This is a genomic window from Pseudomonas sp. H1_D04, assembly GCF_054683855.1.
Genome location: NZ_CP162826.1, coordinates 203,912 through 216,034 on the forward strand (window position 1 = coordinate 203,912; position 12,123 = coordinate 216,034).

A 12,123-nucleotide genomic window follows, 5' to 3' on the forward strand; every position below is an offset into this window, starting at 1 on the left:
CGGGACGTCGGTTTGTTCAGGTTGCAACGTTGCAAGCGCTGGGCTCATTGCCCGATATCGCCACTTACCAAGTGGATCGGCTGACACACAGCTGTCCTATCGTCGAAATGGACAACGAGTCCTACCGCCTGCAACACAGCACCTTGGCCGCCCAGAGAAAGATCAAATCGTGTGAACGAAAGCGCAAGGACAAAGAGGGTATCGAGGACGATGAGCCGTTTGAACTGCACCGTAGACACCGTTCAGCAGGCCTGCATGCGGTGGGGCCAGATGAGTCTTCAGCGAAGACACTGCTGCTAAGGTCATCCACAATTATTGGGACAACAATCAGCAATCGGCCGTGGATCAATTTTCAAGTGGCTGGAGGTGGAATCCAGTGGATTCCAGAAACGAAAAAAGCGGCACAAGGCCGCTATTTCCGTGGCTTTCAGGCGCTCAGTGGGCCTTGGCGGAAGCAAATATGGCGCAGCGGACGGGACTCGAACCCGCGACCCCCGGCGTGACAGGCCGGTATTCTAACCGACTGAACTACCGCTGCGCGTAACACATGAAGCGAATGGTGGGTGATGACGGGATCGAACCGCCGACCCTCTGCTTGTAAGGCAGATGCTCTCCCAGCTGAGCTAATCACCCTTCGTTTCGGTGTGGGCGCATCATACACCAAAAAATCGTAATGTCTTGATTTAAATGCAATTTATTTAAAAAAAGTTTCCAGCACGACTTTTTGCCATATTTCGGGCAAAAAAAACCCGCTCAATGAGCGGGCTTTCTGTGGTGACCTGGCGTTCAGCATTCCAGGTTACCGAATATGGCGCAGCGGACGGGACTCGAACCCGCGACCCCCGGCGTGACAGGCCGGTATTCTAACCGACTGAACTACCGCTGCGCGTAACACATGAAGCGAATGGTGGGTGATGACGGGATCGAACCGCCGACCCTCTGCTTGTAAGGCAGATGCTCTCCCAGCTGAGCTAATCACCCTTCGTCTCGGTGTGGCGCGCATTCTACGGAGCGACCCTAGGTCTGGCAAGCACTTTCTTAAATCTTTTTTTTGAGGCCTTCCAATGGCTTAGGCAGGGTTGGCCTGGGGCGCTATCAAGAGAATAATGCCCCCCTTTGTATAAAGGAGAGACTCACCCCATGTGGTTCAAGAACCTGCTTATCTATCGCCTGACCCAAGATCTGCCTGTTGATGCCGAGGCGTTGGAAGCGGCCATGGCCACCAAACTGGCGCGCCCTTGTGCAAGCCAGGAGTTGACCACTTACGGTTTCGTCGCGCCTTTCGGTAAAGGTGAAGACGCTCCCCTGGTCCACGTCAGCGGTGACTTCCTGCTGATTGCCGCGCGCAAGGAAGAACGCATCCTGCCGGGCAGCGTAGTGCGTGACGCACTTAAAGAGAAAGTCGAAGAGATCGAGGCCGAGCAGATGCGCAAGGTCTATAAGAAGGAACGCGATCAGATCAAGGATGAAATCATCCAGGCCTTCCTGCCACGCGCATTTATCCGTCGCTCGTCGACCTTCGCCGCTATCGCGCCGAAACAAGGCCTGATCCTGGTCAACTCGGCCAGCCCGAAACGCGCCGAAGACCTGCTTTCCACACTGCGTGAGGTGATCGGCACCCTGCCAGTACGCCCACTCACCGTAAAAACCGCGCCAACCGCGATCATGACCGACTGGGTCACCACCCAGAAACCGGCCGATGACTTCTTCGTCCTCGACGAATGCGAGCTGCGTGACACTCACGAAGACGGCGGCATCGTGCGCTGCAAGCGTCAGGACCTGACTGGCGAAGAAATCCAGTTGCACCTGACCACCGGCAAAGTGGTGACCCAACTGTCCCTTGCCTGGCAGGACAAGCTGTCCTTCATGCTCGACGACAAGATGACCGTCAAGCGCCTGAAGTTCGAAGATCTGCTGCAAGATCAGGCGGAACAGGACGGCGGCGACGAGGCACTGGGTCAACTGGATGCGAGCTTTACCCTGATGATGCTGACCTTCGGTGAATTCCTGCCGGCGTTGATCGAAGCACTCGGCGGCGAAGAAACGCCACAGGGCATCTAAGCCGTTTGAAGATCAAAATGTGGGAGGGGGCTTGCCCCGATTACGGTGTTTCAGCTACGCACATGTTGGCTGACATACCGCCATCGGGGGCAAGCCCCCTCCCACATTTGATCGCATTTACACTTCAAGAATCTAACAACAAGGACACCCCCATGCGCGCACTCGCCGCCTTGAGCCGCTTCGTCGGCAATACCTTCGCCTACTGGGTGCTGATTTTCGCCGTGCTCGCCTTCCTCGAACCGAGCTGGTTCATCGGGCTGAAAAGCGCCATCGTCCCGCTGCTGGGTCTGGTGATGTTCGGCATGGGGCTGACCCTAAAACTCGAAGACTTCGCCGAAGTCGCACGCCACCCGTGGCGCGTGGCACTCGGCGTGGTTGCGCACTTTGTGATCATGCCGGGTGTGGCCTGGCTGCTGTGCCAGGCATTCCACCTGCCGCCGGAAATTGCCGTCGGCGTGATCCTGGTCGGTTGCTGCCCAAGCGGCACATCGTCCAACGTGATGACGTGGTTGGCCCGGGGCGACCTGGCGCTGTCCGTGGCCATCGCTGCTGTCACCACCCTCCTCGCCCCGCTGCTCACGCCAGCTTTGATCTGGCTGCTGGCCTCGGCCTGGCTGCCGGTATCGTTCATGGAGCTGTTCTGGTCGATCCTGCAAGTGGTGCTACTGCCGATCGTGCTTGGAGTGATCGCACAGCGCGTACTTGGCGAGCGGGTTCGCCACGCGGTGGACGTATTGCCACTGGTGTCGGTGGTGAGCATCGTGATCATCGTCGCGGCAGTGGTTGCCGCCAGCCAGGCGAAGATTGCCGAATCTGGCCTGCTGATCATGGCCGTGGTGATGCTGCACAACAGCTTCGGCTACTTGCTGGGCTACTTCACTGGGCGACTGTTCAAGCTGCCGTTGGCACAACGCAAGTCGCTGGCACTGGAAGTCGGCATGCAGAACTCTGGGCTGGGCGCCGCGTTGGCCAGTGCGCATTTCTCGCCACTGGCGGCAGTGCCGAGTGCACTGTTCAGCGTCTGGCACAATATTTCCGGGGCGTTGCTGTCGACGTACTTCCGACGCATGAGCGAGAAGGAAGACCGTCGCATCCTGGAGAACACCCCGCAAACTTGATCGCCCGATCCGTTTTCGGCACTCTACGGGCTTCGCGGGGACGACCTCGCGACGCCAACGAGCGTTGAATCCGGGGACGACCCCGCCTGAAGAAGCGAGGTCATCATGTCCTGGATCATTCTGTTTTTTGCCGGGTTGTTTGAAGTCGGCTGGGCCGTCGGCCTGAAGTACACCGACGGTTTCAGCAAGCCACTGCCCACCGCCCTGACCATCACCGCCATGGCTATCAGCCTCGGCCTGCTGGGGCTGGCCATGAAGGAACTGCCACTGGGTACCGCCTACGCCATCTGGACCGGGGTGGGTGCGGTGGGCACCGTGATCGCCGGTATTATCCTGTTTGGGGAATCCATGGCGTTATTTCGGTTGGCCAGTGTGGCGCTGATCATTTGCGGACTTATTGGCCTCAAGATCAGCACTTAGGCCGCTACCGCCATCAAGGGCTAGCCCCCTCCCCCATTTGACCAAGCTGTTGTGACGAGCGCGGTCTAATGGAGGAAGGGGCTTGCCCCCGATGAGGCCAATACATCCAGTACAGAACTACCTGACACTCCCCCGCAAAACACCAACCACCGCCTGCAACTGCTCAGGCGTCGCCGCCTCTGCATCGACAGGCTCGCCAGCTACCAACACTACCCGCGACCAGATCCGATGGAAAATCCCCTTGTTCGGATCGCGGCTGAAGAAACTTCCCCACAACCCCTGCAACGCCATCGGAATCACCGGTACCGGCGTCTCCTCCAAAATCCGCGTAACTCCACCACGAAACTCATTCATCTCGCCATCGGCGGTCAATTTGCCTTCCGGGAAGATACACACCAACTCGCCTTCCTTCAGGTACTGGGCAATTCGCGTGAAGGCCTTTTCGTAGATCTGAATATCTTCATTGCGTCCGGCAATCGGAATCGCACCAGCAGTGCGGAAGATGAAGTTGAGCACCGGCAAGCGGTAGATCTTGTAATACATGACAAAACGGATCGGACGACGCACCGAGCCGGCAATCAACAGCGCATCGACAAAGGACACGTGGTTGCACACCAGCAAGGCCGCGCCCTCATCAGGAATGGCCTCCAGGTTGCGGTGTTCCACGCGGTACATGGAATGGCTGAGCAGCCAGATCATGAAGCGCATGGTGAACTCAGGGACGATCTTGAAGATGTAGGTGTTGACCGCGATGTTGAGCAGCGACACCACCAGGAACAACTCAGGGATCGACAGCTTGACCACGCTCAGCAACAGGATCGAAACAATCGCCGACACCACCATGAACAGAGCATTGAGGATGTTGTTGGCAGCGATCACGCGCGCGCGCTCGTTTTCGGCGGTTCGTGACTGGATCAGCGCATACAGCGGCACGATATAGAAGCCGCCAAACACGCCGAGGCCAAGGATATCGATCAACACCCACCAGGCCTGGCCGTAACTGAGCACCGCCAGCCAGTCATTGGCCTGCACGTTCTGCGGAAACCCGCCAGAGTGCCACCACAGCAACAGGCCGAACACCGTCAAGCCGAATGAACCGAACGGCACCAGGCCGATTTCGACCTTACGCCCGGAGAGTTTTTCGCACAGCATTGAGCCGAGGGCGATGCCCACCGAGAACACCGTGAGGATCAGGGTCACCACGGTTTCATCGCCATACAACCATTCCTTGGCGTAGGCCGGGATCTGGGTCAGGTAGATCGCGCCGACAAACCAGAACCAGGAGTTGCCGACAATGGAGCGTGACACCGCCGGCGTCTGCCCCAGCCCCATGCGCAGGGTGGCCCAGGACTGGGTGAAAATATTCCAGTCCAGGCGCAGTTGCGGCGTAGACGCCGCTGCTCGTGGAATGCTGCGGCTGGCCAGGTAACCCAGCACCGCCACGCCGACAATCGCCACCGCCACGATCGGCGCGTAATGGGTGGACGACATCATGATCCCGGCACCAATGGTGCCGGCCAGGATCGCCAAAAACGTGCCCATTTCCACCAGGCCATTACCGCCCACCAGCTCATCTTCGTGCAGAGCCTGGGGCATGATCGAGTACTTCACGGGGCCGAAAAGCGCCGAGTGAGTGCCCATGGCAAACAGCGCCAGCAACATCAATTCTAGGTGGTTAGTCAGGAAGCCCGTGGCGCCCACGGCCATGATCACGATCTCGCCGATTTTGATCACGCGGATCAGTGCGTCCTTGTTGAATTTCTCGCCAAACTGCCCGGCCAGCGCCGAGAACAGGAAGAACGGCAGGATAAACAACAAGGCGCACAGGTTGACCCAGATCGAGCGGTCACCGTCGATGGTGAGTTTGTAGAGGATCGCCAGGATCAGCGATTGCTTGAAAATGTTGTCGTTGAAAGCGCCCAGCAACTGGGTGATGAAGAACGGCAGAAAACGCCGTGTGCGCAGCAAGGTGAATTGCGAAGGATGGCTCATCGTCGTCCGTGTTCCTGCGTGGCCTGAAGGCTTATAGGTTGTCAGGCCAAGACTTTACCTAATCCCGCTTACTTATTCGCTAGGCCTGCAATGCATGGCGAAACAAAAAGCTCACCTTTATAAGCGCCTTGCACGGTGCGCTTGGCCACGATCAACCACATCAGCGTCAATGCCATCACCAACACGCAACCAAATACACTGAAGAACCCCAGTTGCAACAGACTCGCCAGCTTTAACGTGGCCAGGGCGTACACGCCCAGCGGGAAGGTAAAGCCCCACCAGCCCAGATTGAAGGGAATGCCAGCGCGCAGGTAACGCAGGGTTATCAGTACAGCGATGAGCATCCACCACAAGCCGAAGCCCCACAGGGTGATACCAGCAACCAGGCCGAGACCATTGGCCATTTCACCCACGCCAGGCAAGCCATTGGCGGCAAAGATCGCTGGCGCATCGCCGCCCAGTAGCAACATGCCAAGGGCACCAGTGCCAATGGGGCCGAGCGCCAGCCAGCTCGACGCAGCCATGTTGGCGTGAGGCAGTTTATGCAGGGCCATGCGCAACATCAGGATGGTCAAAATGCTGAACGCCACCGGCAGGGAAAACGCCCACAACACGTAGCTGGTCACCAGCATTACCAGTTGCGAGTGAGCGTCCGCCAGGTGCGGTGCGAGCAGGCCACCGCTGGCTGCAGCGACTTCGGCGGCGACCACCGGCAACAGCCACACGGCGGTCATCTGGTCGATGCTGTGTTCTTGGCGGGTGAACATCATGAAGGGGATGAGCACACCGCAGGCCAGTGCCATCGCCACATCCAGCCACCACAGGGATTCGGCCAGCGGGATTACATCGCCACCCCAACGCGGCAGGCCAAACAGCAGCAAGCCATTGAGAATGGTCGCCAGGCCCATGGGAATGGTGCCAAAGAACATCGAGACAGTGGAGTGCCCGAAGATCCGCCGCGCCTCGTGGAAAAACATCAACCAACGCGCGGCATACAAGCCACTGAACAGGATGAACAGGCCGATGGTGAACCACCACAACCCTTCGGCAATGGCATGCAAACCGGGCATATTTACCGGCAACTGCGTCAGGGCCAGCGCCAGTACGCCGGTGCCCATGGTCGCGGCGAACCAGTTGGGGGTGAATTGGCGAATCACTTCCCGAGGACGGGCCAGGTGACTGAAGGGCTTGTAGCTGATGGCATTCGAGCAGGTCATGATGAAAATCCTCTTCCTCGCATGAGGTTAAGACCATCATAGAACCTGATCGAATATCTATATAACGGGTAATATCTCTAACTGTTATCTACTTTGCAGATATGCAGGCCGCCTTGGACTTTGCCGAATCCTGCAGCAGCAACGCGACCAACGCCCCGAGGGCCAGCAGAATGAGGACTGCGCCGTAACCGTCGGTGGTGGCGATCAGGCCAAAGCTGCGAATCAGGTTGCCCGCCAGCAGCGAAGGCAAACAAAACGCCAAATAACTCAGCACATAGAATGCCGACATCAAGCCTGCGCGTTCATGGGGAAAGGCCAGCGGCACCACACTGCGCAATGCGCCGAGAAAGCCGGCGCCGAAGCCGCTGCCGGCGATCAACGTGGCGATAAAAAACAGCGGCAGGCTGGCGCTGTGCACTGCCGTGAGGATCAGCGCCACCCCCACAGCCAACAGCGCAGCGCCCAGGCGCAGTACCTTACTGGCCGGTCGATTGCGCAGGTTGAAGATCACCAGCGCCCCGCTCAACGTCAGCACCGCCACCAAGCCACCACCGATAAGGTTCGACGTAGAGCCTGTCGCCGCCCGCACCAGCGACGGCGCCAGGGACAAGTAAAAGCCCCCCATTGCCCACACCGCCACGTCCACCGGCAGCGAAAGCCACAACGCTCGACGCGCCTGGGGCGGCACATGCAGCGTTGGGCGCAGCGATGCCACTGCACCGGGAATGCGATCAACGGTTTCCGGCAGGCGCCATACATAAAGCGCCTGCACCAGCATCAGCGCCAGCAGCGTCCAGTAGATCAACTGCGTCGGCAGCGGCGCGAACTCCACCAGCAAACTGCTGCCCATCGCCCCGCACGCCATACCCAGCAGAGGCGCAACACTGTTGACCAGCGGGCCCTGTTGACGGTCGGTGTCGAGCAATGCCGCGCCCAGCACCGCCGTGGCCATCCCGGTGGCAAACCCTTGCACGGTACGCGCGGCAATCAGCCAGGCCACGCTGCCCTCATTGATGAACAGCAGCATCGCCAGCATATTCAGGACCAACGCAGCAAAAATCACTGGCTTGCGTCCCAGGTGGTCCGACAGAGAGCCCACGGTCAACAGCGCCGCCAAGAGGCTCAAGGCGTAAACGCCAAAGATCAACGTGAGCATGCCTGCCGAAAAATGCAGCCCCTCCTGATACAGGTGATACAACGGTGTCGGCGCGCTGGAAGCCGCTAGAAACGTCAGCAACGTGATCGCCAGGAACACCAGGCTCGAACGATGAGAAATACGGCTGGACATAGGCACGCTCCACTAAAGCTAATATTTTGCTTTTGCGGAGTGTGCTACTGACCAACGCTTAAAGCAAATTCTTTGTGTTAAGGTCATAAACATGGCGATTAAAGAAGGCCTCCGCCCGGGGGGTCGTAGTGCCCGGGTACAAGAATCCGTTCATTCGGCCGTGCGTGAGCTGCTGAAAACCCAGGAGCGCTCCAGTGTCACCGTGCCGATGATTGCCACCCGCGCAGGCGTCACGCCCTCGACCATCTACCGGCGCTGGGGCGACCTTTCCATGCTTCTGGCCGATGTGGCGCTGGCACGCATGCGGCCTGATAGCGAGCCGGCCAACACCGGGACCCTGCGCGGTGATCTGCAAGCCTGGGCCGAGCAATATCTGGATGAGATGAGTTCGGAACCGGGGCGAAACATGATGCGCGACGTGCAATGCAGCCTGACACCCGGGTATTGCGTGAGCATCTTGAGTGGGCAGCTTCAGGCGATTGTTGATCGTTATCCAGATGACAACCCGCCCAGCGTCGACCGCCTGATCAACTTGCTGGCGGCGCCGACGGTGTTTCGTATTCTGTTCTCAACCGAGCCACTGAAAGTTGAAGAACTGCACGCGCTGATCGAACTGGCACTGAAGGCCTGACACAAAACCAAATGTGAGAGGGGGCTTGCTCCCGATTGCGATGTGTCAGCTACAGATAAACTGACTGACATAGCGCAATCGGGAGCAAGCCCCCTCCCACATTTTTTACGCGTTCGGGTCAGTACTCAGGTACGCATCCCACGCCCGCTCACCAGCAACTTCGCGCAACCGATATACAACACCACCGTCGCCACGATCATGAAAGTGATCGCCACACTGATCTTGATATCCGACACACCCAGGATGCCGTAACGGAACGCGTTGACCATATGCAGCACCGGGTTGGCCAGCGACACCGTCTGCCAGAACGGCGGCAGCAAAGTGATGGAGTAAAACACCCCGCCCAAGTAAGTCAGCGGCGTCAGCACAAAGGTCGGGATGATCGAAATATCATCGAAGTTGCGTGCGAATACGGCGTTGATGAAACCCAGCAGCGAGAAAATCGTCGCCGTCAGCACGACCACCAGAATGGTGACCCCGAGGTGATGCACTTGCAGGTGGGTGAAGAACAGCGACAGCAGCGTCACGATCACACCGACCATCAAGCCACGCAACACACCGCCAGCGGTGTAGCCAAGCAGGATAGTGTGCGGCGATACCGGCGAGACCATCAGTTCTTCGATGGAGCGCTGGAATTTGCTGCCGAAAAAGCTTGAGACCACGTTGCCGTAGGAGTTGGTGATCACCGACATCATGATCAGGCCCGGCACGATGTACTCCATGTAAGTGAAGCCGCCCATATCACCGATCTGCCGGCCGATCAGGTTACCGAAGATCACGAAGTACAGAACCATGGTGATCGCCGGAGGCAGCAAGGTCTGCGGCCAGATCCGGGTAAAGCGCTTCACTTCGCGGTAAACGATGGTTTGCAGTGCGACGAGGTTGGGTTGCAGTTCGGAACTCATACCGCCACCTTCGTCAGATTTTTCTCCACCAGGGACACGAACAACTCCTCAAGGCGATTGGTTTTGTTACGCAGGCTCAGCACTTCGATGTTCTGGGTCGCCAGCTGCGTAAACAGCGCGGTAATGCCCATGGCTTTATCCACTTGGACTTCCAGGGTGTGGCTGTCCACCAGGCGGCTTGGGTAGCCAAGCAATTGCGGCGGCGCCGACAGATTGTTCTTCAGGTCGAGCAGGAAAGTCTCCACATGCAACTGGCCCAGCAGGTTACGCATGCTGGTGTTCTCGACGATGGTGCCGTGGTCGATGATGCCGATGTTGCGGCACAACTGTTCAGCCTCTTCCAGGTAATGGGTGGTGAGGATGATGGTGATGCCCTTCTCGTTCAGCTCGGTGAGGAAGGTCCACATCGAGCGACGCAGCTCAATGTCCACGCCGGCGGTGGGCTCATCGAGGATCAGCAGCCGCGGCTCATGCACCAGGGCGCGAGCAATCATCAGGCGACGTTTCATGCCGCCGGACAATGAACGGGACGGCACGTCGCGCTTGTCCCACAGGCCCAACTGGGTCAGGTACTGCTCGGCGCGTTCCTTGGCAACTTTCGCCGGGATGCCGTAGTAACCGGCTTGGGTCACGACGATGTCGAAGGTTTTTTCAAACTGGTTGAAGTTGAATTCCTGGGGCACCACGCCGATGGAACGCTTGAGCGCCGCCGGGGATTTGTCCAGGTCATGGCCGAAGATATTCACCGTGCCGCTGGTTTTGTTGACCAGGGTGGAGAGGATGCCGATGGTGGTGGATTTGCCGGCACCGTTGGGGCCGAGCAAGGCGAAGAAATCACCTTCGGCAACGTCCAGATCGATACCACTCAGGGCCTGGAAACCGTTGCCGTAGGTTTTGGTTAGCTGCCGGATGGACAGAGCGGAACTCATATCGGAATACGCACCAAAGAAGGGAATAGAAAGAGTAGATGAGCGCGCAGCGCACGTAGTTCAACGGCGGCGCATGACAAGCATGGTGCTTGGCTGCGCCGCACAAGTACAGTCACCTGTATTAATAGTCAGTATTAAGTCAACGCGGTCATGACCGCTTTGCGATAAGCCGGACGCTGTTGCAGACGCTGGTACCAGGCTTCCAGATGGGGCATTGCGGGGCGCTCGATGGGCATCTCGAACCAGGCATACGCAAAGCATCCCAGGGGGATATCGCCTATGCCGAACGCGTTGCCGGACAAGTAAGGCTGCTCGGCGAGGGCTTGATCGACTGTTTTGAGCGCATCGATACACGCCTGGCGCCCGGCGTTGATACTGTCCCAGTTCTGTTTTTCCGCCGGAGTACGCAGGACACCCCAGAACACCGCTTTGAAGGGCTCAGCCAGGGTGGAGGTTGTCCAGTCCATCCACTTCTCTGCGCTTGCTCGGGCTTGCGGGTCGCTCGGGTAAAATTCCGACGCATGCTTCGCGCATAAATAACGCACGATGGTGTTGGATTCCCACAACACAAAGTCACCGTCCTGAATCATCGGCACCCGCCCATTGGGGTTCAGTGCCCGATATTGCGGGGTGTCGACCACACCAAAAGCCCCGCCCGCATCAATTGCTTCATAGTCCAGGCCGAGCTCCTCGGCGCACCATAGTGCTTTCCTGACGTTTGATGAATTTTTTACGACCCCAGATCTTCAGCATGACCGCGCCTTATTGTTGATGAACATGGCTATGGACGCAGCAGCATACGCCGGTTCACCCGCGGCTTAAATCGCTCTGCATATCACCCAACAGGTTTGGCATGTCTTCGACAAACAGGTGCGGGTAGCATTTCTGAATATGGGTGAAGAACAAATGCTCGGGTACATCAGCAAATTGCCCATGGTCCACCACGTACTCCATCGAGCGTTGGCCCTGACGATTGAACGCGTGAAACACACTGTCGTTGAGCCCATCAAATTCCAGCGGCGGCACATCAAACACCGCGCACAATTGCTGATTGAACGCCGGCGTGGCTTTGACCCAGCCACCGTTCAGGTGCAGCTCGGTGTAACCGTGCATGGCGAACACATCACTCTTGAGCAACGCGAGCAGACGCGGCGTCGACAGGTGATTGCGCACATCCGCCAGGCCTATGCGCGCCGGGATACCACAGTGGCGCGCGCAGGCAGCGAGCAACGTGGCCTTGGGCACGCAGTAGCTCTCACGGGTAGCCAGGGCGTAGCTGGCATTCAAGGTGTCTGGGTCGCGGCTGAACGTGTAGGGGTTGTAGCGCACCGCCTCACGCACGGCGTAATAGAGACTGACTGCCTGGTCAGTTAAATCCGCGCGGGTTCCGCGATGTTTTTCCGCGAACTCCACCACCGCAGGGTGGTCACTATCGATGAAGCGGCTGGGACTCAGGTACGTTTCCATGAGTGTTATCTCCGAAGGAAGCCTGGAGTTTAGCGACAGGTCTGCCATAGAGATAACGACGATTCGGCCAAATGTCGGCGCCTGTAGATCGGTGC

At 58.3% G+C, this 12,123-nt stretch carries 10 protein-coding genes, 4 tRNA genes and 2 pseudogenes; 5 read left to right on the plus strand and 11 right to left on the minus strand.

The window, feature by feature from the left end; genetic code table 11:
• Positions 1-68 precede the first annotated feature (68 nt).
• Positions 69-221: pseudogene (locus AB4N82_RS00950) on the plus strand (AAA family ATPase); the annotation flags it as partial.
• A 240-nt stretch (positions 222-461) separates the two neighbouring features.
• Here AB4N82_RS00950 and AB4N82_RS00955 read toward each other — a convergent pair.
• From AB4N82_RS00955 to AB4N82_RS00970, 4 genes are all read right to left on the minus strand, one after another.
• Positions 462-538: transfer RNA gene (locus AB4N82_RS00955), tRNA-Asp, on the minus strand.
• 19 nt (positions 539-557) lie between these two features.
• A tRNA-Val gene (locus AB4N82_RS00960) sits at positions 558-633 on the minus strand.
• Between the two features lie 176 nt (positions 634-809).
• Positions 810-886: transfer RNA gene (locus tag AB4N82_RS00965), tRNA-Asp, on the minus strand.
• 19 nt (positions 887-905) lie between these two features.
• Positions 906-981, minus strand: a tRNA-Val gene (locus AB4N82_RS00970).
• Between the two features lie 159 nt (positions 982-1,140).
• Between AB4N82_RS00970 and rdgC the strand changes: the two genes are divergently transcribed.
• From rdgC to sugE, 3 genes are all read left to right on the plus strand, one after another.
• Entirely contained in the window at positions 1,141-2,061 is a 921-nt protein-coding gene (gene rdgC / locus AB4N82_RS00975; RefSeq protein ID WP_010567523.1) for a recombination-associated protein RdgC, read from the plus strand.
• 152 nt (positions 2,062-2,213) lie between these two features.
• Positions 2,214-3,179: a bile acid:sodium symporter family protein gene (locus AB4N82_RS00980; protein ID WP_032885981.1), complete on the plus strand. Its 966-nt coding sequence runs from the start codon at positions 2,214-2,216 to the stop codon at positions 3,177-3,179.
• 105 nt (positions 3,180-3,284) lie between these two features.
• Positions 3,285-3,599 carry a quaternary ammonium compound efflux SMR transporter SugE gene (sugE, locus tag AB4N82_RS00985; protein ID WP_095184284.1) on the plus strand — a complete coding sequence of 105 codons (315 nt, stop codon included), beginning with the start codon at positions 3,285-3,287 and terminating at the stop codon, positions 3,597-3,599.
• 117 nt (positions 3,600-3,716) lie between these two features.
• Here sugE and AB4N82_RS00990 read toward each other — a convergent pair whose 3' ends face one another.
• The 3 genes from AB4N82_RS00990 to AB4N82_RS01000 all read right to left on the minus strand — a co-directional run bounded on the left by AB4N82_RS00990 (position 3,717) and on the right by AB4N82_RS01000 (position 8,096).
• A complete protein-coding gene (locus tag AB4N82_RS00990) occupies positions 3,717-5,591 on the minus strand; it encodes an MFS transporter (protein ID WP_032889250.1) in 1,875 nt (624 codons plus the stop codon).
• Positions 5,592-5,659: 68 nt separating this feature from the next.
• A complete protein-coding gene (locus AB4N82_RS00995; protein ID WP_460104181.1) occupies positions 5,660-6,808 on the minus strand; it encodes a TDT family transporter in 1,149 nt (382 codons plus the stop codon).
• A gap of 88 nt (positions 6,809-6,896) precedes the next feature.
• Positions 6,897-8,096: an MFS transporter gene (locus tag AB4N82_RS01000; protein WP_122765363.1), complete on the minus strand. Its 1,200-nt coding sequence runs from the start codon at positions 8,094-8,096 to the stop codon at positions 6,897-6,899.
• 91 nt (positions 8,097-8,187) lie between these two features.
• Here AB4N82_RS01000 and AB4N82_RS01005 point away from each other — a divergent pair, with 91 nt between their 5' ends.
• Positions 8,188-8,727 (plus strand): TetR/AcrR family transcriptional regulator, encoded by a 540-nt coding sequence (locus AB4N82_RS01005; protein ID WP_095184280.1) that lies wholly within the window; start codon positions 8,188-8,190, stop codon positions 8,725-8,727.
• Positions 8,728-8,852: 125 nt separating this feature from the next.
• Here AB4N82_RS01005 and AB4N82_RS01010 read toward each other — a convergent pair whose 3' ends face one another.
• From AB4N82_RS01010 to AB4N82_RS01025, 4 genes and pseudogenes are all read right to left on the minus strand, one after another.
• Positions 8,853-9,632, minus strand: coding sequence for an ABC transporter permease (locus AB4N82_RS01010; protein WP_032889243.1), 780 nt, complete (start codon positions 9,630-9,632; stop codon positions 8,853-8,855).
• On the minus strand, positions 9,629-10,561 hold the full coding sequence (locus tag AB4N82_RS01015) for an ABC transporter ATP-binding protein (protein WP_095184279.1): 933 nt from the start codon (positions 10,559-10,561) through the stop codon (positions 9,629-9,631). The genes AB4N82_RS01010 and AB4N82_RS01015 overlap by 4 nt, the downstream gene beginning before the upstream one ends.
• A 134-nt stretch (positions 10,562-10,695) precedes the next feature.
• Positions 10,696-11,314 (minus strand): annotated as a pseudogene (locus tag AB4N82_RS01020) (glutathione S-transferase family protein).
• Between the two features lie 54 nt (positions 11,315-11,368).
• Positions 11,369-12,028, minus strand: a complete 660-nt coding sequence (locus tag AB4N82_RS01025) for a transglutaminase domain-containing protein (RefSeq protein WP_122765362.1) — start codon at positions 12,026-12,028, stop codon at positions 11,369-11,371.
• Between the last annotated feature and the right edge of the window lie 95 nt (positions 12,029-12,123).